Here is a 26398-nt window from a genome sequence, read left to right as displayed (position 1 = left end):
TCGGTCCGCCTCCAGGTCTATTGTGTGCACGTGGCCCCATCGGGGGCCGGTGGAAAGCGCGACCCGATCGGGTCAGACCGTCAAAGCAAGAGAGAGGCCGTGCCGTGGCCGTCCGAACCCGCGGAGGCAGTGGCAGCACAGCGAGATCCACGTCGTTATCGACCGAGACCCCTGCCGGTCGCACCGACGGCCGCACGGCCGATACCGAGACGGTGCCCCGGCGGCTGCTCACCGCGGCCACCCGGCTCTTCGCCGAGAAGGGCTTCGACCGCACCTCGGTGCAGGAGATCGTGGACGCCGCCGCCGTCACCAAGGGCGCGATGTACCACTACTTCGCCTCCAAGGACGACCTGCTCGCCGAGGTCTACGAGCGGATCCTGCGCATGCAGATGACCCGGCTGGAGGAGATCGCCGCCTCCGAGGGGCCGGTCGCCGACCGCCTCGGCCGGGCCGCGGCCGACGTCGTCGTCAGCACCATCGCCAACCTCGACGACGCCACCATCTTCTTCCGTTCGATGCACCAGCTCAGCGCCGCCAAGCAGCGCGAGGTCCGCGCCGATCGCCGCCGCTACCACGAGCTGTTCCGCTCCCTGATCACCGAGGGCCAGCGCGAGGGTGTCTTCGCCGCCCGGGTGCCCGCCGACCTCGTGGTGGACTTCTACTTCGGCTCGGTGCACCACCTCAGCACCTGGTACCGCGTCGACGGCGCCCTGACCCCCGACGAGATCGGCGCGCACTACGCCCGCCTCCTCCTCGACGCACTGCGCCCGGCCCCCGCGCACCCCTGACCCCGCCCGGGCCCGCCACCTGCGCCTCCGCACCGACCACTGCGAGAGACCCGCCCCGAAGACGCGGAAACCCCTGCCGCACCTAGGATTCGTGCGACGAGCACCGACGCTGAGCGCAGAAATCGGGGGACCGCATGACCGACCGTCCCGACTGGATGAAGCCCCGCTTCGACGCCCCGGCCGCACCGGCCGAGATCGACACCAGCACCGCCCACCCGGCCCGCATCTGGGACTACTGGCTGGGCGGCAAGGACAACTTCGCGGCCGACCGCGCGACCGGGGAACAGATCCTGCACGCGATGCCGCAGATGGCGGCCAACGCCCGCGCCGACCGCGCGTTCCTCGGGCGGGCCGTGCGCCACCTGGCCGGAGAGGTCGGCGTCCGACAGTTCCTCGACATCGGCACCGGCATCCCCACCGCCGACAACACCCACGAGGTCGCCCAATCGGTCGCTCCAGACAGCCGCGTCGTCTACGTGGACAACGACCCGATCGTGCTCGCGCACGCCCGCGCGCTGCTGGTCGGCGATGAGCGCGGGACCACCGACTACCTCCACGCCGACCTGCGCGACCCCGCCGCCATTCTGAAGGAGGCCGGGCGCACCCTGGACTTCGAGCGGCCGGTCGCGGTCATGCTGCTCGGCGTCCTGGAGTTCATCACCGACACCGACGAGGCCGCGTCCATCATCCGGACCCTGATGGGCGCCGTCCCCTCCGGCAGCCACCTGTGCGTGTCGGTGTCCACCACCGAGGTGGAGACCGAGGCCATGGAGGAGGCCGCACGGCTGTGGAACGCGGGCGGTTCCACGCCGCTCGTGCTGCGGACCAGGGACGAGCTCGCCGCCCTGTTCGACGGACTGGAGCTGGTGGATCCCGGCGTCGTCTCCTGCTCGGCCTGGCGCCCCGACCCCGGCGCCGACATGACCCCGGTCGCGCAGTTCTGTGCGGTCGGCCGCACGCCCTGAACACCGGTGCGGATGGCGGAACACGGCGACCGGGTGGGTCGATCGCTCTCGCGGGCCGCTCATGCGGTAGAACGTCGACATGACGGAAAGCATGAGTGACAGCGCGCCCGGATGGTTCTCGCCCGAGGAACTGGACGCCGTGCGCCGTCGGCTGCCCATCCTGTATGTCAACGCCGTTCCGGTGCGCGTCGACGAGTCCGGAACCGTGACCCACGTCGGCCTGCTGCTGCGGGCCGCCCCGGACGGCACCATCAGCCGCGCCCTGGTCTCCGGCCGGGTCCTCTACCACGAGCGCATCCGCGACGCGCTCGTCCGCCACCTGGAAAAGGACCTCGGCCCGATGGCGCTGCCGCACATCCCGGCCTCACCGCAGCCGTTCACCGTCGCCGAGTACTTTCCGATGCCCGGTGTCACGCCGTTCCACGACCCGCGCCAGCACGCGGTCTCGCTGGCCTACGTCGTCCCGGTCACCGGCGACTGCCAGCCCCGCCAGGACGCGCTCGACCTCGTCTGGTTCACCCCGGAGGAGGCCGCGGGCCAGGGCGTCCAACAGGAGATGAGCGGCGGCCAGGGGGTCCTGCTGCGTCAGGCGCTGGGCCACGTCGGCCGCCTGATCTGACCGCGTCGCGGTGGCGCAGTGGCGCGTCCGGAAAGAAACAAAAGAAAGAAAGGAGGGAGGAGTCGGTCTTCTGGTAGAGAAGATCCATGGCTCCCCCTTACCCTCAGTGCGCCCTGAGTGAGTGCACGTACTGCGCCGGACCGTTCGAGCCTTGCGCCCACTGCCGTGGGACCGGGGTCTGGAGCGCGGAGAAGCCCGCACGTGACGCGTCGGGAAGCATCGGGTGGGAACAGGTCGTCGAAGAGTGCCGCATGTGCGCCGCCACCGGCCGCCACCATGACCCGCCACGCCTCCTGTGAGCGCTCCTCCGGACGGGTGGGCACACGTGGCGGTGCCGCGGATCCGCCCGCCGGCGCTGTGGACCGCCACCACTCCCCGCTGGGATCACCGGGCCGGGGCGTGCTTCGTGAGGGGACACCCCAGGTCCTCCCACCGGTTGGGGCAGCAGACCACCGCGGTGAACACCTGCTCGCCGCCCCGGAGTTGGTAGTTCCAGCAGGCGTCCCGGCCGGCCCCCAGGGCCGCCGTGGTCGCCCCCCGCAGATCTCCGGTCGGCCGCCATGGCGACGGTTCGACCACCAGGTCGGCGATCCCGTCGTGGCACCGCACCATCCATGCCACCCCTGCCCTGGCCGTCTCCCAGGTGCCGCGGTGCAACGGGGGGTTCTTGCGCAGCCAATGGCAGGTCCTCATCGGAGGGACGTCGGATACCGCGAAGTTGGGGCCATCCGGGTGGGAATCGTCGATTTCCTTCTGCCGGCGCGCCCACAGGCCGCGCCAGTAGTACCCGTGGAAGTGCATGACCGGACTGTAGCCCAGCCAAGCCCTGAGTAACCAGGCCCGTACCACGTGCAACCGCCGATGGTCGGCCGCCGTTTGCCCCCGCGTCCGGCGGAGCCAGAGAGGTAGCGGGGTATTGTCGCCGTGGACACCCGCGCGTGCGCGTGTATCCGCACGGTCGCGGGCGTCAGCGACCACCGCGAACGCGAGGGGAGAGAGGCGCTGACCATGTCCACGACCGACGGCCGCCGGGCCAAGGGCGAACGGCGCCGGCGCGCGTTGATCGAGGCGACGCTGCGCGTGGTCGAGCGGGATGGGGCCTCCGGTGTCACGCACCGCACCGTCGCCCGCGAGGCGAATCTGCCCACCACAGCGACTACCTACTACTTCAGCGGCGTCGACGACATGCTGACCGCCGCGCTGGCGGTCTCCATGGAGGAGGACTGCGAGCGGCTCCGGCGGATCACCGCGCGGGGCGGGGACCTGCTCGACGTCCGGCGTGCGCTCGCCGAGCAGATGGCCGGGATCGTGGCCGCCCCCGGACGCGGCCATCTGCTCGCCGAGTTCGAACTGTGCCTGCTCGCCGCCCGCCGCCTGGACCTGCGCGAGTCCACCGAGCAGTGGAAGGAGGTCCTCGCGGCCTTCGCCCGCCGGTTCACCACGGACCCGGTCCGGATCCGCCTCTTCGTCGGCGCCTACGAGGGGCTGCTCCTGCGCGCGCTGCTCTGTGACCCTGCCCCGACGGCCGACGAATTCGACGTGCTGCTGCGCGAACTGCTCCCGTGCGCGGGCGGCCCCCCGGCCGCTGGCTGAGACTCCGGTGCGCGGCGGCGGCCGGGCGGTGCCCACCGCTCGGAGTGAGATACCGACCGGATGGTATGTTGGTCGCTCTTTATGGTGTCGAATGGCGGGAGGGCCGAGAGTGGGCACGGATGCGACGAATCCTCCGGGGCTGGACCCGGCACGGCTGCGCTCCTACCTCGACGCCGAGCGGCCCGGCCTGGTCCAAGGCGACCTGAGCGCGGCGCTGATCGCCGGAGGCCGCTCGAATCTCACCTATGACGTCAGCGACGGGCGCCGGCGCTGGGTGGTGCGCCGTCCTCCGCTGGGCCACGTGCTGCCGACCGCCCACGACATGGCCCGCGAGCACCGCGTGATCACGGCACTGGCCCCGACCCCGGTCCCGGTACCCGGCACCGTGCTGTACTGCGACGACCCCGAGGTGATCGGGGCACGCTTCTACGTCATGGACCACGTCGAGGGCACGCCCCACCGCGCGGCCCACCACCTCGCCCAGCTGGGGGCAGGGCGCACCCGCGCCATCGCCCTGGCGATGATCGACACCCTGGTCGACCTGCACGCCGTCGACCCCGCCGCGGTCGGTCTGGCCGACTTCGGCCGTCCGGACGGCTTCATCGAGCGCCAGCTGCGCCGGTGGGCCGCGCAGCTGGCCGCCTCACGGAGCCGCGACCTCCCCGGCATCGACGAGCTGCAGGACCGGCTCACGGCGGCGGTTCCCGCCTCGCCCGCGCCGACCGTCGTCCACGGCGACTTCCGGCTGGACAACCTCCTCGTCGACGCCTCCGACGGCATCACCGCCGTGCTCGACTGGGAGATGTCCACCCTCGGCGACCCCCTCACCGACCTGGCGCTGCTCATCGTCTACAGCGACGCCGACCTCCCCGACGTCCCTGGTGTCAGCGACGCGCACCGGGCCCCGGGCTACCCCGGCGGTGACGAGATCGTCGAGCGCTACGCCCGCCGCTCCGGGCGCGACGTCTCCCACCTCGACTGGTACGTCGGGTTCGCCTACTTCAAGGTCGCCGTCATCCTCGAAGGGATCCACTACCGCTTCGGCCAGGGGCAGACGGTGGGGGAGGACTTCGACCGGATCGGCGACGCCGTCCCCCACCTCATCGAGGTCGGCCTCACCCGCCTTGGCGCGGACTGACGATGTCGCCCGGGCGGATGAGCTGGGCGTGCGGGTCGCGTTCGCTCAGGTGTGCGCGGTCGTGCGGGGCACTGAAGTCCAGCAGCGGTCCGGCCGGGACGATCCGCCGAGGGTTGAGCTGGCTGTGCGTGACGTAGTAGTGCCGCTTGATGTGGTCGAAGTCGGTGGTCTCGCGGAACGCCGGCTCGGAGTAGAGGTCGCGCGTGTAGCCCCACAGGTGCGGGTAGTCGACCAGCCGCCGCACGTTGGTCTTGAAGTGCGTCACGTAGACGACGTCGAACCGCACCAGGGTCACCCACAGCCGCACGTCGGCCTCGGTGATGTGGTCGCCGAACAGGTAGCGGCGGCTGGACAGCCGCTCCTCCAGGTCGTCGAGGGTCGCGAACAGCTCGCTGACCGCGGTGTCGTAGGCGGCCTGGGTGGGCGCGAAGCCGCACCGGTAGACCCCGTTGTTGACGGTGGAGTAGATCCTGCGGTTGAGCGTGTCGATGTCCGACCGCATCCCGGGCGGGTACAGCTCGACGCGGTTGCGCGCCCAGGCGTTGAAGCAGGTGTTGAAGTCCATCGTGATGTCGGGGAAGTTGTTGCTCACGATGCGGCGGGTGAAGGTGTCCCACAGCACCGGGACCGACACGTGGCCGTCGTAGCCGGGCCGGGAGGACTCATAGACGTCGCGCAGCAGGGCGAAGTGGCCGACGGTGTCGGGCCCGTGCCCCGGACCCTCGCGAAACGCCCAGCCCCGGCCGTCCCGGATCGGGTCGACGATGCCGACCGAAATGACGTCCTCCAGGCCCTTGAGCTTGCGGACGATGAGCGCGCGCTGCGCCCAGGGGCAGGCGTAGGAGGCGTAGAGGTGGTACCGGTGGGCCTCGGCGGGGAAGCGGTTGGAACCGATCCGGCCCCGGAAGGTGTAGGGAGGGCGCTCGAAGGCCGCCGCCTTCGAGCTGGTCATGGACGTGCCGTAGTCGCCATAGGCGTCGAAGTCGACGGGTGATGCGGTGGTGATGGTCTTCATGGGTCCTCCCCATGCTGCGGGCGGCGGGTACCCGGGTGCGTCTGCCGTAGACCGGCACGTCTGCTCTGTACCCGCCCAACCGCCTCCTGACGCGATCGAAACCGATCTTGACCCGCGGTTTTGCCGAGGACAAAGTGCCTATCGGGGGCATCCGGGACGCGGTTTCGCCGCCTCGATTCCGCTACCGCCGGGTAGGTGGATACGCTGCTGTCCGTTCTGACATGGTTGTCACCGCGCTCATCAGCGCATTCGGAGGTAGTTCACGTTATGTCCCGCACGGCACTGGTCACCGGCGGCAGCCGGGGGATCGGCCTGGCCATCGCCCGTGAGCTCGCCACGGCCGGCGACGACGTCGCCGTCACCTACCGCTCGGGCGAGCCACCGGAGGGCCTGTTCGGCGTCCACTGCGACATCACCGACACCGCCGCGGTCGACGCCGCGTTCAAGCAGGTCGAGGACACATACGGCCCGGTCGAGGTCCTGGTGGCCAACGCGGGCGTCACCAAGGACCAGCTGCTCGCCCTGATGAGCGAGGAGGACTTCTCCTCGGTCCTGGACACCAACCTCACCGGGGCGTTCCGCGTCGCCAAGCGCGCCGTGCGCGGCATGATGCGCAAGCGCGGCGGCCGGATCATCCTCATCTCCTCCGTGGTGGGCCTCCTCGGCTCCGGCGGCCAGGCCAACTACGCGGCCTCCAAGGCCGGACTCGTCGGCTTCGGCCGCTCCCTCGCCCGCGAACTCGGGTCCCGCAACATCACCGTGAACGTCGTGGCCCCGGGCTTCATCGAGACCGACATGACCGCGGAGCTGCCCGAGGAGCGGCAGACCGAGATCAAGAAGAACGTGCCGCTGGCCCGGTACGGATCGGTCGAGGAGATCGCCAAGACGGTGCGCTTCCTCAGCAGCGAGGACGCCGCCTACATCACCGGCGCCGTCATCCCCGTCGACGGCGGCCTCGGCATGGGCCACTGACCCGACCGTCAGCTGACCCGACCAGCACCGGGCGGCGCCCTCGCGCCGCGGTCCCCCCGGTTACCCGCGCGAACGCAGAACAGGATTGAAGACTCCAATGGGAATTCTTGAGGGCAAGCGCATCCTCGTCACCGGGGTGATCACCGACTCCTCGATCGCCTTCCACGTCGCCCGCCTCTGCCAGGAGCAGGGCGCCACGGTCGTGCTCACCGGCTACGGCCGCCTGAGCCTCGTCGAGCGCATCGCGCAGCGGCTCCCCGAGGCCGCGCCCGTGCTCGAACTCGACGTCACCGACGAGGACCACCTCAACAGCCTCGCCGACCGGATCCGCAAGCACGTCGACGGCATCGACGGCATCGTCCACTCCATCGGCTTCACCCCCCAGGGCGCCCTGGGCGGCAACTTCCTCGACACCGCGTGGGAGGACGTCGCCACCGCGATGCACACCTCCACGTTCTCGCTGAAGTCGCTGACCACCGCGGTGCTGCCGCTGATGTCCGACGGCGGCTCCGTGGTCGCCATGGACTTCGACAACAGCGTCTCCTACCCCGTCTACGACTGGATGGGCGTCGCCAAGTCCGGGCTCACCTCCACCGCCCGCTACCTCGCCCGCTACCTCGGCGAGCAGAAGATCCGGGTCAACCTCGTCTCCGCCGGGCCGCTGCGCACCATGGCCGCGCGCAGCATCCCCGGCTTCGACGAGCTCGCCGGGCACTGGCCCGAGCGCGCCCCGCTCGGCTGGGACACCTCCGACCCCGAGCCGGCCGCGCGCGCCGTCGTGGCGCTGCTGTCCGACTGGTTCCCCGCCACGACCGGCGAGATCGTCCACGTCGACGGCGGGTTCCACTCCACAGGGGCGTAAGGTGAGAATCCCCCATTCGTGATCATCGCGGGCGTCCCCTGGATTCCAGGGGACGCCCGCGACCGCGTTGGGGGACGGGCCCCAGCCACACCAGAGAGGACACACCGGAATGGATCTCGGACTCCAGGGAGCCAGGGTCGTCGTCACCGGGGCGAGCCGGGGCATCGGCCGCGCCATCGCCCAGACCTTCGCCGACGAGGGGGCCGACCTCGCCATCTGCGCCCGGTCGGCCGAGCCCCTGAAACGCGCCGCCGAGGAGCTCCGGGGCACCGGCCGGACGGTCGTGGACCAGGCGGTCGACGTGGCCGACGAGGAGGCGCTGCGCGGCTTCATCGCCCAGGCGGCCGACCGGCTCGGCGGCATCGACGTGCTGGTGTCCAACGTCTCCGGCGGCAGCTCGGCCACCCCCGACCAGTGGGAGCGCGGGCTGACCACCGACATCCTGCCGTTCGTGCGGATGGCCGAGGAGGCCGAGCCGCACCTGGCCGCCTCCGAGCGCGGCGGGTCGGTGGTGCTCATCTCCACCACCTCGGCGCTCCACGCCAGCGCGCCCTCCGGGCCCAAGGCCTACGGGGCGGTCAAGGCGGCGCTCAACCACTACGCGTCCGCACTGGCCCGATCCCTGGCGGAAACGGGCGTGCGGGTGAACACCGTCTCGCCCGGCCCCATCGAGTTCCCGGGCGGCGGCTGGGACCGCCGCAAGCACAACGACCCGGACTTCTACGAGAGCATCCGCGCCCGGATCCCCTACGGGCGGCTGGGCCGCCCCGAGGAGGTCGCCCGCGCCGTCGCCTACCTGGGCAGTCCGGCGGCGAGCTTCATCACCGGCGCGAACCTCGTCGTCGACGGCGGCTTTCTCGACCGCGTGTAGCACGCGTGCGGCAGCGCGGCGCCGGTCCGTGGGGGGCAGAGCATCACGGGCCGACGCCACGCTGGTCTTCATCCACCCGCGGGCGCGCCGTCCCGCGGGGATGGGATCATCGGGCGGCCGCCACCAGCCCCAGCTCCTCGGCGGCCCGGGCCCGCATCTCCACCTTGCGGACCTTGCCGCTCACCGTCATCGGGAACGACTCCACCACCCGCACATAGCGCGGGATCTTGTAGTGCGCGAGCCGGTCGCGGCAGAATTCGGCGACCTCGTCGCGGGTGGGCGCGTCAGCGGGGTCGCGGGGGATGACGCAGGCCAGGATCTCCTCGCCGTACTTCTCGTCGGGGACCCCGACGACCTGGACGTCGGAGATCTGGGGGTGGGTGTAGAGGAACTCCTCGATCTCGCGGGGGTAGATGTTCTCCCCGCCCCGGATGATCATGTCCTTGATGCGGCCGACGATGGCCGCGTAGCCGTCCTCGCGCATCACCGCCAGGTCGCCGGTGTGCATCCAGCGCCCGGTGTCGACGGCCTCGGCGGTCCTCTCCGGTTCCTCCCAGTACCCCGTCATCACCGAGTACCCGCGTGTGCACAGCTCGCCGGGCTCGCCCCGGGGCACGGTGACCCCGGTGGCCGGGTCGACGACCTTGATCTCCACGTGCGGCATCACCCGGCCCACCGTCGCCGTCCGGCGCTCCAGGTCGTCGTTGACCCGGGTCATCGTAGACACCGGCGACGTCTCGGTCATCCCGTAGCAGATGGCGACCTCGGGCATGTGCATCTCCGACATGACCCGCTTCATGATCTCCTCGGGGCAGGGCGAGCCGGCCATGATGCCGGTGCGCAGGCTGGAGAGGTCGTAGTCGGCGAAGTCGGCCAGCCCCAGCTCGGCGATGAACATCGTCGGCACCCCGTACAGCGAGGTGGCTCGCTCGGTGGCGATCGCGTGCAGGGTGGCGGCCGGTTCGAAGGACGGCGCCGGGATGATCGCGCAGGCGCCGTGACTGGTGATCGCGAGGTTGCCCATGACCATGCCGAAGCAGTGGTACAAGGGCACTGGCAGGCAGACGCGGTCGTGCTCGGTGTAGCCCAGGAGCTCGCCCACGAAGTAGCCGTTGTTGAGGATGTTGTGGTGCGACAGCGTGGCGCCCTTGGGGAAACCGGTCGTCCCCGACGTGTACTGGATGTTGATCGGGTCGTCGCAGGACAGCCCGGCGGCGCGCTCGGCCAGCCGCTCCGGCTGCATACCGGCGCCCAGGTCCAGCAGCAGGTCCCAGCTCGGGTCGTCGAGGTAGACGACGTCGCGCAGCGCGGGGCAGCGCTCCCGGCTCTGCTCGGCCATCCGGCGGTAGTCGCTGGTCTTGTGCCGCTGGGCCGACACCAGGAGCCGCACCCCCGCGTGGTCGAGCACGTACTCCAGCTCGTGCGAGCGGTAGGCGGGGTTGATGTTCACCATGATCGCGCCGATCTTGGCGGTCGCGTACTGCACCAGCGACCACTCCGGCCGGTTGGGGGACCAGATCCCCACCCGGTCGCCGTGCTCGATCCCCATCGCGAGCAGGCCGAGCGCCACGTCGTCGACGGCCGCGGCGAACTGCGCGTAGGTCCACCGTCGGCCCGAGGGCAGGTCCACGAGCGCCTCTCTGCTCGGGAACGTCGCCACCGTCCGGTCCAGGTTCTCCCCGATGGTGTCGCCCAGCAGCGGCTGGGGGGAGGCGCCGCTGGCATACGACGCGAGATGCTGAGCCATGGTCGTCGTCCTTCGGTTGGATCACGTTCGCTCGGCGTCGGGGGGACGCAGTACGATCGTGGGCGATGTGACCCGCGTCTCCCCACCCCCGGATGGGGGTGGGGGCGCGACCGACCGCACCCGAACGGGGATCGGTATGCATGCCCTCGCATCCCACGGCGATGACCTCGCGGAGATCCGCGCGGCCCTGCCCCGCCTGCGCCGCGACAGCGGGTTGCCCGTGGTCTTCGGCGGTGCCGCGGCGTCCGGGGGACGCGTCCGCTACACCGAGTTGACCGGCACCGTCACCGACGCCATTCGCGGCCTGGTCGTCGAACCGGGGCGCGGGCTGGGCGGCAAGAGCCTCGCCACCCGCCGCCCGGCCTGGGTGCGCGACTACATCGCGGCCGCGGCGATCAGCCACGAGTACGACGCCGCCGTCCGCGCCGAGAAGCTCGGCGCGATCATCGCGGTCCCCGTGGTGGTGCGCGATCAGCCGCGCGGCCTCCTGCTCGGCGGACTGCGCCAGACCCTGCCGATCGGCGACCGCGCCATCGCGGCGGTCCACGCGGCCGCGCGCGGCGTCGAGCAGGAGATCGTGGTACGCGACGAGGCGCAGCGGCGCCTGCTCGACCTCCAGCGGGCACGGGCCGAACAGTCACGGGCCGCCGCCTCAGCCTCCCACTGGGAGGAGATCAGGGCGCTCAACGCGGAGCTGCGCTCACTGGCCGGACGCGTGGCCGACGCCGACCTCCAGGCACGGCTGCTGGACATCAGCTCGCGAATGGGCTGCGCCGCCGACGCGCGGGGCCCGCGGCGGGACGCGCCCGAGCTGTCCCCGCGCGAGCTGGACGTGCTGTCGTGTGCCGCGCTCGGCTGCACCAACGCCGGGATCGCCGAGCAGCTGGGGCTGCGGCCGGAGACGGTGAAGAGCTATCTGCGTTCGGCCATGCGCAGGCTGGGCGCGCACACGCGGCTGGAAGCGGTGAGTGCGGCGCGCCGCCAGGGGATGCTGCCCTGAACTTCTGCGTCCACCTTTCACCCGAATTGGCGCGAATTGTGTATTTCGCAATGGCCCTGATTTTGCGGGAATTGTCGTAGTCAATGGATTCTCTTTAGTGTCCGCGTGAATACGCGATTACCCTTCTGGGTATCCGTCCCTGAAGGCTTTGGACGAGGATTCCGGGGGTGGACGTAATGGTGGACGCGGCGGATTATCCGGTGCGGGTCGAGGGGCGGCTCGACGCGGTATCGCGATGGCTTTGGCTGTTCAAGTGGATCCTGGTCATCCCGCACCTCATCGTGCTGTTCTTCCTGTGGATCGCGTTCGCGATCCTGACGGTGATCGTGTTCTTCGCCATCCTCATTACCGCCCGCTATCCGGAGCCCATCTTCCGGTTCAACGTGGGCGTGATGCGGTGGAGCTGGCGCGTGCACTTCTACACCTATTCGGCACTGGGCACGGACCGGTATCCGCCGTTCACCCTCGCCACGGTCGACGACTACCCCGCACAATTCGATGTGGCCTACCCCGAGCGGCTTTCGCGCGGACTCGTCCTCGTCAAGTGGTGGCTGCTGGCCATCCCGCACTTCATCGTGCTGGGGTTCTTCACCGGCGCCGGGTCGTACGCGGTGCGCAAGGACGAGTTCTACGACACCTGGACGGGAAACTCCGGCGAGTACATCTTCGTCCCGGTCCTCCCGGGCCTGCTTTACGTCCTGGTCTTCTTCGTGGCCATCGTTCTGCTGTTCACCGGCGGCTACCCGCGGGGGATCTTCGACTTCGTCATGGGCATGAACCGGTGGTCCTGGCGCGTGGGCGCCTACGTGTCTCTGATGACCGACCACTACCCGCCGTTCCGCATCGACCTGGGCGGTCGCGACCCGAACCAGCCGGCCCCGCCGCCCGCCCCACCGTCCAGCAGCGGCGACGACATGCCCGTGGCCGGAGGCGGGATCGCGTAGGAAGCCGCACGCGGCCGCCCCTCACCCCTCACGAAGGATCTGCACCAGGCGGGTGTGCCGGGGGATGGACGGGGTCTCCCGGACGGCCTGGGCGAGGGCGGGGCCGGCCGCGTGCACGATCGACAGGTGCCGAAGCGAGCGCGTGCCGGCCGTGTAGACCTGAGGACGCGACCCGCGGGTCTCCGGGCCGAACACCGCGATGACGGCGGGCCAGTGCCCGCCGTGCGCCGCCGCCACGGTGACGGCCCAGCCTGGGCGCAGGTGCGCGGCGTCGGCGACCGCGGCCGACGTGCCGTCCGGGAGCTCCACAGTGAGCCCGCCGTCCGCGCCCTCGCGCAGATAGCCGACATCGCCCGCGGCGTAGCCCGGACCGTCGGCCGCGAGCAGCACGCGGTCGCCCGGATCCACGCCGTTGTAGACCCCCGGTCCGGCGTTGAAGTGGGCTTTGCAGGCGGCGTTGAGCGCGTCCGTGCCCGCCTCGCCGCCGCGCGTGGCCGCGACGATCTGGGTCTCGGCGGCCGGGACGCTCAGGGCTCGCGGGATCGAATCAGTGATGAGCTGCAGCGCCCGGTGCGCCGCCTCCTCGCCGGAGCCCGCGGGGACGACCACGACCTCCCGCTCCGGAGCCGACACCTCGCCCAGCTCCCCGCCCGCGACGCGCGCGGCCAGCTCGTCGAGCGGTCCGGGCTTCGCCGCGGCCGGCAGTTCCGCCACGGCCACCGTGCGGGACGCGACCAGGTCGGCGGCCACCTGCCCCGGCCCGGCCGAGGGAGCCTCGGCGGGGTCGGCGAGCAGGACCAGGTGGGTTCCGTCGGCGCAGGCCTCGACCAGTGCCGCCGCATGCTCGACGTCGAGCGCCATGGCGTCGGTGACGACCACCAGTCCGGCGTCGATGGGTCGCTCGGCCCCGCGCCCGAACAGGCCCGGGCCGCGGCACTCCAGCAGCCGCCCAGCGGCACGACCTCGGCGGCCGCGTCCCCGCGCCCAGACCGGCCAGCTGGGTGGTGAACCCGGCGGCGGCCTGCGCGGTGGGCGCGGCGAGGGCGATGCCGACCTCGCTGTCGGCCGCGATGTCGGCGGCGCACGCCAGAACGTGCGCCACGACTCCGCTCGCGCGCGCCCCCGCGCCGTGCGGCAGTACGCACACACCGCGCAGCGCCACCGTGACCAGCGCGGCGGCGGTCTCCGGGGCGACCTCGATCCCCAGCCGCTCCGCCGTGGCCTCGACCGTTTCGGCGGCGGTCGCGGAGTCCATGATGGGTTCGCTGGTGCCCGAGAGCCGAGCCAGCCCCTCACCCAGGTCCTGCTCGGCCAGGCCGACCCGCGCCAGGCCGTAGTAGAGCTCGGGGTCGGGCATTTCCGCGACCTCCCCGCCCTCGCCGAAGGGGTCGCTGTCGTCCGGGAAGACCTCGAAGGCCATGACCTCGCCGTCGTCGAGGGCGGCCGTCATGGCGGGTTCGGGGGAGCGGATCCCCATCGATCGCACCGCCCGCGCCAGGCGCCGCTCCTCGATGGCGGTGTGCCCCTCGTGCGCGGCGCGGCGCAGCAGGTGAGCGACGACGGCCCGGCCGCGGCGCGGGTCGTCGGGTGAGACGGTGGTCTCCCCGAGCGCCCGGCGGGCGCAGTAGTCGGCCTGCTCCAGGGTGACCTGGGGGAGCGCCAGCAGCCGCCACGGGTCCGCGGCGAGCTCGGTGGGGGCGCCCGGCCCCAGAGCGGCCACCAGGGGCTCCGCCAGCGCTTCCGGCGCGCCCATGCGCGCCAGCACGGCCCGCGTGCGCTCTGCGGCGTCGCCGCCCTCGGATCCCGCCGCGATCGGCGCCTCGGACATCGGGGATGTTCCTCTCTGCGGAACGGTGGTCACTCGTCCCCTGGGAGCTTAGCGAGAACACCCCCAGGGTCCGGTCGCGGCGACGGGCGCTGTGGACAACCAGCCCCGACCCACCGGGGACACCCCGGGGACATCCGCCGGGCACGCCGACACGCGCCGAAATCCCCAGGCGATGACCGAATCCGTGCGGAACCCCCGATGGATCAAGACTCGGTGAACGGTTCCCGCGCCCCTGCATCGGGCGCGCCGCTATCGCAGTGGAGCCGAGGACGCGTCGTCGAGCGCCTCCCGGATCTCCCGGGGCAGCTCGACGTCTTCGGCGGCGAGCACGTCGTCGAGCTGGGCGGCGGTGCGCGGGCCGACGACGGCCGCGGTCACGCCCGGCCGGTCGCGCACCCAGCTCAGGGCCACGGCGAGGGGCGACACCCCGAGCCCGTCGGCCGCCGTGCACACGGACTCGACGATGCGGCGGCTGCGCTCGTCCAGGTACGGGTCGACGTACGCGGCCATGTGCGGCAGCGCCGCGCGCGACCCCTCCGGGACACCGTTGCGGTACTTCGCGCTCAGCACCCCGCGCCCCAGCGCCGACCAGGCGATCAGCCCCGCGCCGCGGTCGATCGCGGCGGGCAGCAGGTCATGCTCGGCCCCCCGGTTGAGCAGCGAGTACTCCGTCCCGGTGGTGACCACGGGGGCGCGGCCACCGCCGGGGGCGGCCTGCTGCCAGGTGGCATAGGTGGCGAACTGCCAGGCGGCCAGCCCGCCGACGCCGATGTAGCGCACCTTGCCCGAGGACACGGCGGTGTCCATCGCCGCGAGGGTCTCGGCCGGCGGCGTGTCGGGGTCGTGGACGTGCAGCTGCCACAGGTCGATGTAGTCGGTGCGCAGGCGGCGCAGGGAGGCGTCCAGTGACGCCAGCAGATGGCGCCGCGAGGTGTCGCACGGCCGGTAGCCCTCGGGTGTGTGCCCGGCCTTGGTGGCGATGATCACGTCATCGCGCCGGATGACCCCGGTGAGCAGCCGTCCGATGATGCGTTCGCTGTGCCCGCCGGTGTAGATATCGGCCGTGTCGACCAACGTCCCACCGGCATCCACAAAGGCGGTGAGCTGGTCGCCGGCCTCCTCCTCTGAGGTGTCTTTTCCCCAGGTCATAGTGCCCAGAGCAGTGCGTGACACCCAGAGCCCCGACCCGCCCGCCTGTCGCTGTTCCATGGCGCGGAGAGTACCGTCTCGCGTCCCGATCGGCTGTGATCCGCTCCGGGAAGGGCCGATGGTGGCCGCACGTCACAGCCCCTCGCGGGGCTCCCTCGCCCCTCACGCCCCCTCGTGGCCCGGTCCTACTGCGGTCCGTCGGCAGCCCGAATCCGGCGGGAGGGCCCTTCGGACCGACGTCGATCAGTGCGTCCGACCTTGAGTAAGCTGCCCACGTCTGCCCGCGCCGCGTCCAGTCGGCGCACCGCCCCTTCAGGTCCACGGGCCCTGCCCGAGCGGCGCCGTGGAGTCCGCATGTTGTTGGAGACGAGTCCGTCGTGAGCATTCTTGAGGCCATCATCCTTGGGCTGGTCCAGGGACTGACCGAATTCCTGCCGATCTCGTCCAGTGGCCACCTGCGGGTGGCCTCCGCGCTGTTCGGATGGCCCGATCCCGGCGCCGCCTTCACCGCCGTGAGTCAGCTGGGTACCGAGCTCGCGGTCCTCATCTACTTCCGGAAGCGCATCTGGACGATCCTCTCCACCTGGTTCCGCTCCCTGGTCAACAAGGACCTGCGACGCGACATCAACGCGCGCATGGGGTGGTACGTCATCATCGGCACGATCCCCATCGTCGTCCTGGGGCTCCTGCTCGAAGAGCAGATCGACAGCGTCTTCCGCGACCTGCGGCTCATCGCGCTGACCCTGATCATCTTCGGGGTGATCCTGGGTGTGACCGACCGCTACACCCGCAAGCACCGCGAGCTGACCGACCTCAACGCCCAGCGGGGCATCACCTACGGCCTCTTCCAGGCGCTCGCGCTCATCCCCGGCGTCTCGCGCTCGGGCGGCACCCTGACCGGCGGGATGCTGCTGGGCTTCAAGCGCAAGGACGCCGCCGAGTACTCCTTCCTGCTCGCCCTCCCGGCCGTGTTCGGCGCCGGCCTGTACAAGCTGACCGACATCGGCGGCGACGAGTACGCGGGCGTGCTGGCCACGATCGTCGGCACGGTCGTGGCGGGCGTGGTCGGCTTCGCCGTCATCGCCTGGCTGATGCGGTTCATCTCCACCCACAGCTTCATGCCCTTCGTCTACTACCGCGTGGGGCTGGGCATCCTCGTCCTCACGTTGGTCAGCTTCGGCGTGCTGGACCCGCATGGCGCCCCCACGGAGAACCCGAAGAAGGAGGTCATCGCCGAGGAGCAGACCTCCCATCCCGGCGCCGAGCCAACGCCGGAGCCCACTCCGTCGCCTTCGCCCTCGCCGTCGGCGTCCGTCGACCCGGAGACCGGCTGGCCCATCGACCCCGAGACCGGCCTGGCGCGCGACCCGGAGACCGGACAGCACAAGGACCCCGTCACCGGCGAGCTCGTGCAGATCGACCCGAACAGCGGCCTGCCCATCGACCCCTACACCGGCCAGCCCTACGACCCCAAGGTCGTCCACGGCCAGCAGGAAGGGCAGCAGGGCGCCCCGCAGGAGGGGCAGCCCGCGCCGACGGGGTGACCGCTCGGGCGGCGGCCGGCGGGCGAATCGGCGAGCGGGGCCCCTATGCTGACCCACCATGGGGAGCACTGCGCAGCCAACGCCGCCCGAATCCGTCGCCACCCTGCTGCTCGTCCGCCACGGCCTGACCGAGGTGACGGGCAGCCGCCTCGCGGGGCGCGCACCCGGCCTGCACCTCGACGAGCGGGGGCGCGCCCAGGCCAAGGATGTCGCCGACCGGCTCGCCCCGCTGCGGCTGGACGCCGTCGTCTCCAGCCCGCTGGAGCGCTGCCGTGAGACCGCGGAGGTGATCGCCGACACCGTGGGCACGCCGGTCACGCCGGACGACCGGTTCCTGGAGTGCGACTACGGGCAGTGGACCGGCCGCGAGTTCGACGACCTGGCCCGCGAGCCCCAGTGGCGGGTCGTGCAGAGCCACCCCAGCGCCGCCCGCTTCCCGGGTGGGGAGACCCTGGTCGGGATGGCGTCGCGGGCGGTCGCGGCGGTGCGTGACTGGAACGACCGGCTCACCGCGGCCCATCCCGCACCCGTCTACCTCGTGTGCACCCACGGCGACATCATCAAGGCGATCGTCGCCGACGCCCTCGGCCTCCACCTCGACCACTTCCAGCGCATCGTCCCCGACCCGTGCTCGCTGACCGCCATCCGCTACACCCCCACCCGGCCCTTCCTGGTGCGCCTGAACGACGTCGGAGGTTCGGTCGACGGCCTGGTGCCGCGCCCCTCGGACGCCTCCGGCGACGCGGCCGTCGGCGGCGGAGCGGGACCGGCCGGATCCGGCCGGTCCGATGACCCGAGTCGCGGATCACGCCGGTGACCCCCATCCTCTAGGGTTATTGACCATGCCCGTCTACTCTTACGATCCCCCCGAGCGCTTCGTGGCCGGAACCGTCGGCCGACCGGGGGAGCGCACCTTCTTTTTGCAGGCCACCGGCGGCGGCCGGATCACCAGCGTGGTGCTGGAGAAGGCTCAGGTATCGGCCCTGGCCGAACGCATCGAGGAGCTGCTCGAAGAGGTACGGCGGCGCTTCGGGGACCAGCCGGGCGACACCCCGCCCGCGCCCGAGGACATCGACGACGACCCGCTTGAGCAGCCCATCGAGGAGGACTTCCGGGTGGGGACGCTCGCCCTGGCCTGGGACGCCGACGCCGGCCGCGTCATCGTCGAGGCCCAGGAGGTCGAGGAGACGGAGGAGGGGGTGGAGGACCCCGTCGCCGAGCAGATCGAGGTCTTCGCGGAAGAGGCGCCCGCCACCCGCGACGTGCTGCGCGTCCACCTCACCCCGGCCGCGGCGCGGGCCTTCGCCGGACGGGCGATGCGCGTCGTGGCCGCGGGGCGGCCCAACTGCCCGCTGTGCGGCGGCCCGCTCGACCCGGGGGGCCACATCTGCCCGCGGCAGAACGGGTACAAGCCCTCCGGGCGCTGACGGGCGGGACGAGCACGTATGACCGCGTCGTTCCAGGGGCTGCCGGTGACCGACGCCCTGGATCTGCTGCGCTCGGGGGACCTGGTCGCCGAGGGGCGGCTCACCACCGCGTCCAACGCCACCCTCTACTGCACCATCACCGCGGGCGGGCGCAGCGCCCCCTGCGTCTACAAGCCCGTCGCCGGGGAGCGCCCACTGTGGGACTTCCCCGAGGGCACGCTCGCCGGGCGGGAGGTCGCCGCGTTCGCCGTCTCCGACGCCCTGGGCTGGGACATCGTCCCGCCCACCGTGCACCGCGACGGCCCGTTCGGCGAGGGCATGGTGCAGCTGTGGGTCGATGGCGACCCGGAGGTCGACCTGATCGACCTGGCCCGCGACGTGCGGCACCCGGGGCTGCGCCGGATGGCCGTGTTCGACGCGGTCATCAACAACTCCGACCGCAAGATCGGCCACCTGCTGCCCACGCGCGACGGTCACCTGTACGGCTGCGACCACGGGGTCTCGTTCGCCGAGGACTACAAGCTGCGCACGGTGCTGTGGCAGTGGCAGGGCGAGCCGCTGACCGCGGAGTCCCTGGCCGCCCTGGAGTCCCTGCACGCCCAGCTGACCGCGCCGGACAGCACCGTTTCGACCGAACTCGCGCGGCACCTCACCCGCCCAGAGGGATACGCGGTGCGCCGCCGCGTCGAGCTGCTGCGCGAGCACCGCATCCACCCCTACCCCTCGCCGGAGTGGCCCTCGGTCCCCTGGCCGCCGGTGTGACGCGGCGGTGCGGTCGGCGGTCGCTCAGACGCCCGCGCCCTGCCGCCGCGCGGCTCCACCGGCACGCGCGCGATCCTCTCGCTCCCGGTCGCGGCGGATGAACCGGTCGTCGACCACGCGCACGACCGTGATCAGGCCGGCCGCCACCGCCGCCACGGCCAGGGCGGTGACGATCTTGCCGGGGTCACTGATGTCCAGCGCGAAGAACTCCCGCCCATACGGTGTGGCCAGCACGCTGCACAGCAGCCCCACCATCGCGCCCACCAACACCACCTTCCACCACACATACGGCTTGGCCACCAGCAGCAGCACCCACAGCGTGGTCGCGCACAGGGTGATCACCACGGCCGTGCGGTCGGTCAGCTCGGGCATCGCGGCCCCGCGCAGCACGAGCAGGTAGGTGGTCACGGCCGCGAGCCCGCTGATGAGGCCAGCGGGGACGGCCAGCCGGAGCGTCCGCGCCACGAACCCGGGGCGGGCGCGCTCGGTGTTGGGCGCCAGGGCCAGGAAGAACGCCGGGATGCCGAAGGTCACCGCGTTGATCAGGGTGGCGTGCCGCGGGAAGAACGGGTAGGACACGGCGAGCAGGCCGACGATGGTGGCCATCGTCATCGAGTACACGGTCTTGGTGAGGAACAGGTTGGCGACGCGCTCGATGTTGCCGATGACCCGCCGCCCCTCGGCCACCACCGCCGGAAGGGTGGCGAACCGGTTGTCCAGCAGCACGATCTGCGCCACCGACCGCGAAGCCGGGCTGCCGGAGCCCATCGCCACGCCGATGTCGGCTTCCTTGAGCGCCAGGACGTCGTTGACGCCGTCGCCCGTCATCGCGACCGTGTGCTCGCGCTTGCGCAGCCCGCGCACCATGTCGCGCTTCTGCTCGGGCGTCACCCGCCCGAACACGGTGGTCCGTTCCACCGTGTCGTCGAACCCGCGGCGCTCGCCGGGCAGGTCACGGGCGTCGACGGGGTCGGCGGCGCCGGGGAGCTCCAGCTCCCGGGCGACGGCCCCGACGGAGGCGGCGTTGTCGCCGGAGACGACCTTGACCTCGACGTCCTGGTCGCCGAAGTACCGCAGGGTGGGCGCGGCGTCGTCGCGCACGCGCTGGTCGAGCACGACCAGCGCGACGGGCGTGAGGCGGCCGGGCGCCTCGGGGGCGTCGACCGGCACGCTGGAGCGGGCCAGGAGTAGCACCCGCATCCCCTGGGCGCCGATGCGCTCGGCCTCGGCGGCCTCCGGGCTGTTCGGGGCGGCGAGCACGTCGGGTGCGCCGAGGACCCAATGCCGCTGGCCGGCCGGGGCGGTGAAACTCGCGCCGCTCCACTTGCGTGCCGAGGAGAACGCGGCCGTGGCCGTGACCGGCCAGTCCGGTGCGTCGCCGCAGGCTTCGGCGATCGCCGCCAGGCTCGGGTTGGGGCGGGGGTCGGCCGCGGCCAGCGCCGCCAGCACCTCGCGCGGGGCGGTGCGCTCCCCGTCGAGCTCGCCGCCCAGGTCGCGCAGCTCCGCCAGGCGCATGCCGTTCTCGGTGAGCGTTCCGGTCTTGTCGGTGCACACGATGTCCACGCGGGCCAGGCCCTCGATCGCGGGCAGCTCCTGCACCAGGCAATGGCGGCGGCCGAGCCGGACGACGCCCACCGCGAAGGCGATGCTGATCAGCAGGACCAGGCCCTCGGGGACCATCGACACTAGGGCGGCCACCATGCCGCGCAGTGCCTCGGCCAGCGGACCGGAGACCTGGCCGTCGCCGATGCTCTTGCGGATGACGACCTCGCCGCCGAGGGCCAGCTGGCTGTAGATGAGCAGCCCGCCGATGGGGAACAGTGCCCAGGTGATGAACGTCAGGATGCGGTTGATGCCCGAGCGCAGCTCGGAGTGGACCAGGCTGAACCGGCTGGCCTCCTCGGCCAGCCGGGCCGCGTAGGCGTGGCGGCCGACCTTGGCGGCGCGGAACCGGCCGGTGCCCGCGACGACGAAACTGCCCGACATGACCGTGTCGCCGGGGGCCTTGAGCACCGGGTCGGCCTCGCCGGTCAGCAGCGACTCGTCGACCTCCAGCGCTGTGGCGGACACGACGTCGCCGTCCACCGGCACCTGGTCGCCCTGCCCCAGCTCGATCACGTCGTCGAGTACGACCTCTTGCGGGCGGATCTCGACGACCTGGCCGTCGCGCAGCACCCGGGGGTGGGCGGCGTTGACGATCGCCAGCCGGTCGAGGGTGCGCTTGGCCCGCAGTTCCTGAACGATGCCGATCAGCGTGTTGACGACGACGACCAGGGCGAACAGGCCGTCCTGTACCGGGCCGATCACCGCGATGATGGCGAAGAGGACGGCGATCATCGCGTTGATGCGGGTGAAGAGGTTGCCCCGGATGATCTGGCCCAGGGTGCGGCTGGCGCGTACCGGGACGTCGTTGGTCCGTCCCTGGGCGACGCGCTCGGCGACCTGGTCGGCGGAGAGCCCGCGCACCTCCTCGGCGGCGTCGGCGACCTGCTCCGTTCGTCCGCCTTGGGGGGCCATCCACGCTCCAGGAAGTCGCTGCGGTCACAATGAAGGGGGAATCGGGAAAACGGCCGACGAGGGACCACGCTTCGCGCCCGACCGACCAGAAGCCTATGCGAAGCCGTGAACCTCGGCGGTAGTGCCAGGACCCGTTCCGCCCGGTGTGCTGCCGCGTGTCCCTCTCTCCGGGCCGGAGCGGCGGTCGGCGGGCGCCAGGGCGCCATACAGCGCCGCCGAGCGAAGGGCGAGGAGAACGCGGATGTGCACGGCTATCGTCGGCTTCGATCCCGAAGCCGAGGTCCCGTTGCTGCTCGTGGCGATACGCGACGAGATGGTCGAACGCGGCTGGGAGGGGCCGGACCGGCACTGGCCCCGGTACCCCGACCTGCTCGGTGGCCGCGACCCCCGCGAGGGCGGGACCTGGCTGGCCGTGCGCACGAGTGAGGGCCACGGCAAGGGGCCGCGTGTCGGCGCCCTCCTCAACGGCTGGCCGCGGGGCGACCGCACGCCGAACCTGGAGCCTACCGTCCCGGCCGACGTCGACCGGCTCAGCCGGGGCCGCCTGCCGCTGCTCATGGCCGAGTACGGCACGCTCGGTCTCGGCACGGAGGACCTGCACCGCTACGAGCCCTTCCACCTGCTCGGCGCGGACGCCGAGTCGGCCGTGCTCTACAGCTGGGACGGCCGCGAACTCGCCGAACAGACCCTGCCGCCCGGCGTGAGCGTCCTGGTCAACACCGGTCTCGACCGTGATGAGCCACGCGCCAAGCGGCACACCCCGCTGTTCGAGGAGGCGCGTCCGCGCCCCGGCGCCGGCGTGCTGCGCACGGCGAGGGAGCCCGACGAGATCTGGGGCGCCTGGCGGCGCTTGGTCGACGAGGCGGCGCGCGGTCCCGCTCGCACCGGCGGGCTCGGTCCCGACCCCGACGACCCCTCCTCCCTGATCGCCCGGGCGGACCTCGGCCACGGCCGGGTGTGGGCATCGGGATCGGTATCCTTGGTCGCCTGTTCCGAGCAGGAGGCGCGCTACGCCTTCACCGGCGCGCCGGGCGACCCCAGCGCCTGGCGGGTACTCCGCTGACCTGGCGATCTTCCCGAGGCGGGGGCGTGGCCGGTAAACCTCGGCGCCACGTGTGGCGTCTCCTTACGGCGGGATCGGACCGCGATCGGATCCTGGCCGGATGGTGTCTCGCCACAATCGGCCCCAACCACGTCAACCCACCTACAGGCGCCCCGCGTCGTCGGGGAAGGTCCGGGATTGCGACATCACGTGATAGCTCGAAGAACCTGCAACGGGGGGCAGAGGGGTGAGGACGGTCGAATCGCCCGCCCCCGCCCGCCCGGTTACTATCTGGAATCGGCGGCTTACTGGCTGCTCTATGTGGTGTCCTTCGCCGCCGCGGTGATGCACTGGCGGCTGGGCAACGAGTTGCTCGCGGCGCTGTGCGTTGTCGCCGTACTGATCAGCGCCTGCAGCATCGCGCGCGTCTACTGGCAGAGCCGCACCTTGTGACACCGGGTCCGCGGTGACCTCCGCTCTCCGGAGCCGAACGCGGGCGGGCGCACGGGCAACCGGTGACTGGGCCGCCGCCACACGCGCGCTATTCCCTGCGGGGCTGGGAGGATCGCCTCTTTTCCGGGCGCCGAGTTCGGGCATTCCCGCCCACACCGGCGGATAGTCTCGAATGTATGCGTTCTTGGTCTGCGCCTGACATCGTCCGCCTGCCCGGCAACGGCGGGCCGCTCCGCGTCCACGACACCGTTACCGGCGCCCTGCGCACCACTGATCCGGGCCCAACCGCGCGGATGTATGTCTGTGGGATCACCCCCTACGACGCCGCCCACATCGGCCACGCCTTCACCTACCTGACCTTCGACCTGGTCGGCCGCGTCTGGCGGGACGCCGGACACGAGGTCGACTATGTGCAGAACACCACCGACGTGGACGACCCCCTGCTGGAGCGCGCCGAGACGAACGGGGAGGACTGGCGGGCGCTGGCCGAGCGCGAGATCGAGGTCTACCGCGAGGACATGTCGGCGCTGCGCATCCTGCCGCCGCGCGCCTACGTGGGGGTCGTGGAGTCCATCGACCTCATCGCGGAGTTCGTGGCCAAGATCCGCGAGCGCGGCGCCGCCTATGAACTCGACGGCGACATCTACTTCGCCGCCGAGTCCGCGCCGCACTTCGGCGAGGTGAGCGGCCTGGAGCGGGCGGAGATGCTGCGGCTGTTCGCCGAGCGCGGCGGCGACCCCGACCGCCCTGGCAAAAAGGACCCGCTGGACTGGCTGCTGTGGCGTGCCGAGCGCCCGGGCGAACCCGCCTGGGACACGCCGCTGGGCCGCGGCCGCCCCGGGTGGCACGTCGAGTGCAGCGCGATCTCCCTGCACGAGCTGGGCATGGGCTTCGACCTCAACGGCGGCGGCAGCGACCTGGTCTTCCCGCACCACGAGATGGGCGCCGCCGAGGCGCGATGTGCGACCGGCACCGGACCCCACGCGCACAACTACATGCACGTCGGCATGGTCGGCCTGAACGGCGAGAAGATGTCGAAGTCGCTGGGCAACCTCGTGTTCGTCTCCGGTCTGCGTGAGCAGGGCGCCGACCCGATGGCCGTCCGCCTGGCCATGCTCGCCCACCACTACCGCGGCACCTGGGAGTGGACGGACGCCGAGCTCACCCGGGCCACCGACCGCCTCGCCCGCTGGCGCGCCGCCACCGCCCGCCCCGACGGCCCCGACGCCACGCCCCTGCTGGCCCAGGTGCGCGAGGCCCTCGCCAACGACCTCGACACGGCCACGGCCCTCACCGCCATGGACACCTGGGCCGAGGCCGCCCTGGCGGGCCCGACCCAGGTCGACCCCGCCGCTCCCGCCCTGGCCGCGGACATCGCCGACACCCTCCTCGGCGTCGAGCTTCACTGACGTTCCACCGACGTCGTCGCCCCCTCCGTTGATCTCGGAGATACCGACCTCATATGCGCCATTATTCGGTCGATATGTCCGAGATCAACGGAGGGGGCGATTAGACCTTTCCGATGCGCGCAAAACGGACGGTCCGGATCAGGGGCGCACCCCCGATTCCCCGGCATTCCTGGTCGATCACGGCCTAATTCGGCCGAGATGGGCACGACCGGCTTCAGACCGACCCCGGCCGTGGTGAGATGGGGGCATGACGACCCCCATCCAGCTATCGACCGCAGCAGATCTCGTACGCTCCTTCGTTGTCACCGGCGACACCCTGGGTGACCGTGCGGACCTCGCGCGGTTCATGCGTGAGCATCGGCTGACGACCGACGGAGCCATTCCGATCACGCTCGCCGACTTCGACGAAGCCATGACCCTGCGCGACGGCATGTACGCCCAACTCCGCCGCGCCGCAGGCCACCCCGCCGACACCGAGGTGATCAACAAGGCGCAGCGCGTCCTCGACGGGCTGCGCGTGACCGTGCGCATCGAGCCGTCCGACGGGGCGGTGTCCGCTCTGGCGCCCGCCGTCGTCGACGAGGTGCGCCGTGGGCTCGCCCGCATCGCGGGCGCCTGGGCGACGATCCTGGCCACCGGGGAGTGGCGCAAGATCAAGGTCTGACCCTTTTTCTCCAGGGGGATCCATCCGGCGGGCGGCTGCGATGGGTCCCCGAAATGTGTCGGTGAATAACATCCCATGACATGGTGGTATGCCATTTTGCTGAAATCGGTCAGCATTAAATTGCCGCGTTGAGCAGCGCGTATTACACAGTGGCGCGGTGTGGCCACTCCTCGGGCGAACACAGCACGATCGGACGGCATCGGACATAGGTAGACGAACACCCCCGTCCCGAGGGAGAGGAATGGACCGGTGGAGGAAAGGAACGCGGTCTACGTCTACGCGGTCGCGCGGCCGTTTCCACAGCACAGACTGGGTGACGCGCGCGGTGTCGGCGGTTGTCCGGTGTATGTGGTGTCACAGCAGAATCTCGCGGCCGCTGTCAGCTCTATTCCCGTGAACTCCTATGACGAGCGGGGGTTCCGGGCGCACTTGGAGGACATCGAGTGGTTGGAGTCCGCAGCGCGCGCCCACCATCGGGTGGTCGACGAGATCTCCCAGAACAGCGCGGTGATCCCGCTGCGGATGGCGAGCGTGTACGACGGCGAGGAGCAGGTGCGCGCGCTGCTGCGCGACGAGCACGGGCGGTTCGAAGGGCTCCTCCGGCGGCTGAGCGGACGCGTCGAATGGGGCGTCAAGATCTCCACGTGCCCGCCGGCGCGGCCGGGCGGCGTCACCCAGGGCGCCCGTGGTGCGGCCGACCGAACCTACCGAGATGAGCGCCGTCGGCCCCCCGTAGGCGCCGAGGACCTCAGGCGTGACGCGGCGGCCCTGGCGCGTCGCGCCGACGACCTGGTCGGCGGACTCGCCGAGGCACGCGAGGACCACCACCCCCCGGACACCCGACGGTCGGGAACAGGAGGAGAAAGCGTCATGCACACCTCCTACCTCATCCCCGCCGACCGGACGCCCCAGATTCTGCGCATCGCCGAGCGGCTCCGCGCCAGTGTTCCCCGCGGCATCCGCATTACGGTCTCCGGGCCGTGGGCGCCCTACTCGTTCGCGACGATGGCCCTCGGTGCCGCGGACACCCGGCATATCTGCCCCGCGGTCAAGGCGCGGCTCTAGGCGCCGCCCGCACCGGCGCCCGAC

General features: G+C 71.7%; 26 protein-coding genes and 1 pseudogene. 20 read left to right on the top strand and 7 right to left on the bottom strand.

Features of this window, described 5'->3' with window-relative positions; genetic code table 11:
• Positions 1-212 precede the first annotated feature (212 nt).
• The 3 genes from CDO52_RS17520 (at position 213) to CDO52_RS17510 (ending at position 2372) form a co-directional block, all read left to right on the top strand.
• A complete protein-coding gene (locus CDO52_RS17520; RefSeq protein ID WP_017618022.1) occupies positions 213-788 on the top strand; it encodes a TetR/AcrR family transcriptional regulator in 576 nt (191 codons plus the stop codon).
• A gap of 134 nt (positions 789-922) precedes the next feature.
• Positions 923-1753, top strand: a complete 831-nt coding sequence (locus tag CDO52_RS17515) for an SAM-dependent methyltransferase (protein WP_017618021.1) — start codon at positions 923-925, stop codon at positions 1751-1753.
• Positions 1754-1832: 79 nt separating this feature from the next.
• A complete protein-coding gene (locus CDO52_RS17510) occupies positions 1833-2372 on the top strand; it encodes an NUDIX hydrolase family protein (protein WP_026125667.1) in 540 nt (179 codons plus the stop codon).
• A 384-nt stretch (positions 2373-2756) separates the two neighbouring features.
• Here CDO52_RS17510 and CDO52_RS17500 read toward each other — a convergent pair whose 3' ends face one another.
• On the bottom strand, positions 2757-3173 hold the full coding sequence (locus CDO52_RS17500; protein WP_094932539.1) for a hypothetical protein: 417 nt from the start codon (positions 3171-3173) through the stop codon (positions 2757-2759).
• Between the two features lie 123 nt (positions 3174-3296).
• Here CDO52_RS17500 and CDO52_RS17495 point away from each other — a divergent pair, with 123 nt between their 5' ends.
• Both CDO52_RS17495 and CDO52_RS17490 read left to right on the top strand, forming a co-directional pair.
• Complete coding sequence (locus CDO52_RS17495) at positions 3297-3965, top strand: TetR/AcrR family transcriptional regulator (RefSeq protein ID WP_017618018.1); 669 nt, start codon at positions 3297-3299, stop codon at positions 3963-3965.
• 109 nt (positions 3966-4074) lie between these two features.
• Positions 4075-5103, top strand: coding sequence for a phosphotransferase family protein (locus CDO52_RS17490; RefSeq protein ID WP_232524240.1), 1029 nt, complete (start codon positions 4075-4077; stop codon positions 5101-5103).
• On the opposite strand, the gene CDO52_RS17485 is transcribed toward CDO52_RS17490, so the two are convergent.
• Positions 5081-6118 carry a glutathione S-transferase family protein gene (locus CDO52_RS17485; RefSeq protein WP_094932537.1) on the bottom strand — a complete coding sequence of 346 codons (1038 nt, stop codon included), beginning with the start codon at positions 6116-6118 and terminating at the stop codon, positions 5081-5083. The genes CDO52_RS17490 and CDO52_RS17485 overlap by 23 nt on opposite strands.
• Before the next feature lie 267 nt (positions 6119-6385).
• On the opposite strand from CDO52_RS17485, the gene fabG reads away from it, so the two are divergent.
• The 3 genes from fabG (at position 6386) to CDO52_RS17470 (ending at position 8823) form a co-directional block, all read left to right on the top strand.
• Positions 6386-7090, top strand: a complete 705-nt coding sequence (gene fabG, locus CDO52_RS17480) for a 3-oxoacyl-[acyl-carrier-protein] reductase (RefSeq protein ID WP_017618015.1) — start codon at positions 6386-6388, stop codon at positions 7088-7090.
• A 97-nt stretch (positions 7091-7187) separates the two neighbouring features.
• Positions 7188-7952: an enoyl-ACP reductase FabI gene (gene fabI / locus CDO52_RS17475; RefSeq protein WP_017618014.1), complete on the top strand. Its 765-nt coding sequence runs from the start codon at positions 7188-7190 to the stop codon at positions 7950-7952.
• 109 nt (positions 7953-8061) lie between these two features.
• Positions 8062-8823 (top strand): SDR family NAD(P)-dependent oxidoreductase, encoded by a 762-nt coding sequence (locus CDO52_RS17470; protein WP_017618013.1) that lies wholly within the window; start codon positions 8062-8064, stop codon positions 8821-8823.
• Positions 8824-8929: 106 nt separating this feature from the next.
• On the opposite strand, the gene CDO52_RS17465 is transcribed toward CDO52_RS17470, so the two are convergent.
• Positions 8930-10570, bottom strand: coding sequence for an AMP-binding protein (locus CDO52_RS17465; protein WP_094932536.1), 1641 nt, complete (start codon positions 10568-10570; stop codon positions 8930-8932).
• A gap of 136 nt (positions 10571-10706) precedes the next feature.
• Here CDO52_RS17465 and CDO52_RS17460 point away from each other — a divergent pair, with 136 nt between their 5' ends.
• Both CDO52_RS17460 and CDO52_RS17455 read left to right on the top strand, forming a co-directional pair.
• Positions 10707-11570, top strand: coding sequence for a helix-turn-helix transcriptional regulator (locus CDO52_RS17460; protein ID WP_017618011.1), 864 nt, complete (start codon positions 10707-10709; stop codon positions 11568-11570).
• Positions 11571-11746: 176 nt separating this feature from the next.
• Positions 11747-12514: a DUF4389 domain-containing protein gene (locus CDO52_RS17455; RefSeq protein ID WP_017618010.1), complete on the top strand. Its 768-nt coding sequence runs from the start codon at positions 11747-11749 to the stop codon at positions 12512-12514.
• Between the two features lie 21 nt (positions 12515-12535).
• Here the strand turns inward: CDO52_RS17455 and CDO52_RS29280 are convergent, their stop codons facing one another.
• The gene (locus CDO52_RS29280) at positions 12536-13393 is read right to left on the bottom strand and encodes a hypothetical protein (protein ID WP_332459827.1); all 858 of its coding nucleotides are present in this window, start codon (positions 13391-13393) and stop codon (positions 12536-12538) included.
• Between CDO52_RS29280 and CDO52_RS29275 the strand changes: the two genes are divergently transcribed.
• Positions 13383-14105, top strand: coding sequence for a hypothetical protein (locus tag CDO52_RS29275; protein ID WP_332459826.1), 723 nt, complete (start codon positions 13383-13385; stop codon positions 14103-14105). The two genes, CDO52_RS29280 and CDO52_RS29275, sit on opposite strands and share 11 nt — an antisense overlap.
• On the opposite strand, the pseudogene CDO52_RS29270 reads toward CDO52_RS29275, so the two are convergent.
• Together CDO52_RS29270 and CDO52_RS17445 are read right to left on the bottom strand one after the other, a co-directional pair.
• Positions 14091-14267 (bottom strand): annotated as a pseudogene (locus CDO52_RS29270) (helix-hairpin-helix domain-containing protein); the annotation flags it as partial. The gene CDO52_RS29275 and the pseudogene CDO52_RS29270 overlap by 15 nt on opposite strands.
• Before the next feature lie 324 nt (positions 14268-14591).
• The gene (locus CDO52_RS17445) at positions 14592-15551 is read right to left on the bottom strand and encodes an aldo/keto reductase (RefSeq protein ID WP_198345749.1); all 960 of its coding nucleotides are present in this window, start codon (positions 15549-15551) and stop codon (positions 14592-14594) included.
• A gap of 317 nt (positions 15552-15868) precedes the next feature.
• Here CDO52_RS17445 and CDO52_RS17440 point away from each other — a divergent pair, with 317 nt between their 5' ends.
• From CDO52_RS17440 to CDO52_RS17425, 4 genes are read left to right on the top strand one after another with little or no spacing between them, the layout of a single operon-like run.
• Positions 15869-17035: an undecaprenyl-diphosphate phosphatase gene (locus CDO52_RS17440; RefSeq protein WP_017618006.1), complete on the top strand. Its 1167-nt coding sequence runs from the start codon at positions 15869-15871 to the stop codon at positions 17033-17035.
• A gap of 58 nt (positions 17036-17093) precedes the next feature.
• Positions 17094-17852 (top strand): MSMEG_4193 family putative phosphomutase, encoded by a 759-nt coding sequence (locus tag CDO52_RS17435; protein ID WP_017618005.1) that lies wholly within the window; start codon positions 17094-17096, stop codon positions 17850-17852.
• A 25-nt stretch (positions 17853-17877) separates the two neighbouring features.
• Positions 17878-18462 carry a DUF3090 domain-containing protein gene (locus CDO52_RS17430; RefSeq protein ID WP_017618004.1) on the top strand — a complete coding sequence of 195 codons (585 nt, stop codon included), beginning with the start codon at positions 17878-17880 and terminating at the stop codon, positions 18460-18462.
• A gap of 18 nt (positions 18463-18480) precedes the next feature.
• Entirely contained in the window at positions 18481-19224 is a 744-nt protein-coding gene (locus CDO52_RS17425; protein ID WP_094932535.1) for an SCO1664 family protein, read from the top strand.
• A gap of 24 nt (positions 19225-19248) precedes the next feature.
• Here CDO52_RS17425 and CDO52_RS17420 read toward each other — a convergent pair whose 3' ends face one another.
• Complete coding sequence (locus CDO52_RS17420) at positions 19249-21741, bottom strand: HAD-IC family P-type ATPase (RefSeq protein ID WP_094932534.1); 2493 nt, start codon at positions 21739-21741, stop codon at positions 19249-19251.
• 241 nt (positions 21742-21982) lie between these two features.
• On the opposite strand from CDO52_RS17420, the gene CDO52_RS17415 reads away from it, so the two are divergent.
• From CDO52_RS17415 to CDO52_RS17395, 5 genes are all read left to right on the top strand, one after another.
• Entirely contained in the window at positions 21983-22804 is an 822-nt protein-coding gene (locus CDO52_RS17415; RefSeq protein WP_017618001.1) for an NRDE family protein, read from the top strand.
• A gap of 189 nt (positions 22805-22993) precedes the next feature.
• Positions 22994-23236: a hypothetical protein gene (locus CDO52_RS17410; protein WP_051060690.1), complete on the top strand. Its 243-nt coding sequence runs from the start codon at positions 22994-22996 to the stop codon at positions 23234-23236.
• Positions 23237-23412: 176 nt separating this feature from the next.
• Positions 23413-24645 carry a cysteine--1-D-myo-inosityl 2-amino-2-deoxy-alpha-D-glucopyranoside ligase gene (mshC, locus tag CDO52_RS17405; RefSeq protein WP_083919781.1) on the top strand — a complete coding sequence of 411 codons (1233 nt, stop codon included), beginning with the start codon at positions 23413-23415 and terminating at the stop codon, positions 24643-24645.
• A gap of 247 nt (positions 24646-24892) precedes the next feature.
• The gene (locus CDO52_RS17400) at positions 24893-25309 is read left to right on the top strand and encodes an ABATE domain-containing protein (protein ID WP_017617998.1); all 417 of its coding nucleotides are present in this window, start codon (positions 24893-24895) and stop codon (positions 25307-25309) included.
• 249 nt (positions 25310-25558) lie between these two features.
• Positions 25559-26374: a GvpL/GvpF family gas vesicle protein gene (locus CDO52_RS17395; RefSeq protein WP_017617997.1), complete on the top strand. Its 816-nt coding sequence runs from the start codon at positions 25559-25561 to the stop codon at positions 26372-26374.
• Positions 26375-26398: the final 24 nt, after the last annotated feature.

Origin of the sequence: Nocardiopsis gilva YIM 90087 (assembly GCF_002263495.1) — a bacterium.
Classification (GTDB): domain Bacteria; phylum Actinomycetota; class Actinomycetes; order Streptosporangiales; family Streptosporangiaceae; genus Nocardiopsis_C; species Nocardiopsis_C gilva.
Note: the sequence above shows the minus strand (reverse complement) of the source record. Positions and strands in the feature narration are given on the sequence as shown.

Bases quoted from the DNA above. Each gene is read 5' to 3' on its own strand.
- CDO52_RS17515 (WP_017618021.1), top strand. From the start codon at position 923: ATGACCGACCGTCCCGACTGGATGAAGCCCCGCTTCGACGCCCCGGCC.
- CDO52_RS17510 (WP_026125667.1), top strand. From the start codon at position 1,833: ATGACGGAAAGCATGAGTGACAGCGCGCCCGGATGGTTCTCGCCCGAG.
- CDO52_RS17500 (WP_094932539.1), bottom strand. From the start codon at position 3,173: ATGCACTTCCACGGGTACTACTGGCGCGGCCTGTGGGCGCGCCGGCAG.
- CDO52_RS17485 (WP_094932537.1), bottom strand. From the start codon at position 6,118: ATGAAGACCATCACCACCGCATCACCCGTCGACTTCGACGCCTATGGC.
- fabG (WP_017618015.1), top strand. From the start codon at position 6,386: ATGTCCCGCACGGCACTGGTCACCGGCGGCAGCCGGGGGATCGGCCTG.
- fabI (WP_017618014.1), top strand. From the start codon at position 7,188: ATGGGAATTCTTGAGGGCAAGCGCATCCTCGTCACCGGGGTGATCACC.
- CDO52_RS17470 (WP_017618013.1), top strand. From the start codon at position 8,062: ATGGATCTCGGACTCCAGGGAGCCAGGGTCGTCGTCACCGGGGCGAGC.
- CDO52_RS17465 (WP_094932536.1), bottom strand. From the start codon at position 10,570: ATGGCTCAGCATCTCGCGTCGTATGCCAGCGGCGCCTCCCCCCAGCCG.
- CDO52_RS17460 (WP_017618011.1), top strand. From the start codon at position 10,707: ATGCATGCCCTCGCATCCCACGGCGATGACCTCGCGGAGATCCGCGCG.
- CDO52_RS17455 (WP_017618010.1), top strand. From the start codon at position 11,747: ATGGTGGACGCGGCGGATTATCCGGTGCGGGTCGAGGGGCGGCTCGAC.
- CDO52_RS17445 (WP_198345749.1), bottom strand. From the start codon at position 15,551: ATGGAACAGCGACAGGCGGGCGGGTCGGGGCTCTGGGTGTCACGCACT.
- CDO52_RS17435 (WP_017618005.1), top strand. From the start codon at position 17,094: ATGGGGAGCACTGCGCAGCCAACGCCGCCCGAATCCGTCGCCACCCTG.
- CDO52_RS17430 (WP_017618004.1), top strand. From the start codon at position 17,878: ATGCCCGTCTACTCTTACGATCCCCCCGAGCGCTTCGTGGCCGGAACC.
- CDO52_RS17425 (WP_094932535.1), top strand. From the start codon at position 18,481: ATGACCGCGTCGTTCCAGGGGCTGCCGGTGACCGACGCCCTGGATCTG.
- CDO52_RS17420 (WP_094932534.1), bottom strand. From the start codon at position 21,741: ATGGCCCCCCAAGGCGGACGAACGGAGCAGGTCGCCGACGCCGCCGAG.
- CDO52_RS17415 (WP_017618001.1), top strand. From the start codon at position 21,983: ATGTGCACGGCTATCGTCGGCTTCGATCCCGAAGCCGAGGTCCCGTTG.
- mshC (WP_083919781.1), top strand. From the start codon at position 23,413: ATGCGTTCTTGGTCTGCGCCTGACATCGTCCGCCTGCCCGGCAACGGC.
- CDO52_RS17400 (WP_017617998.1), top strand. From the start codon at position 24,893: ATGACGACCCCCATCCAGCTATCGACCGCAGCAGATCTCGTACGCTCC.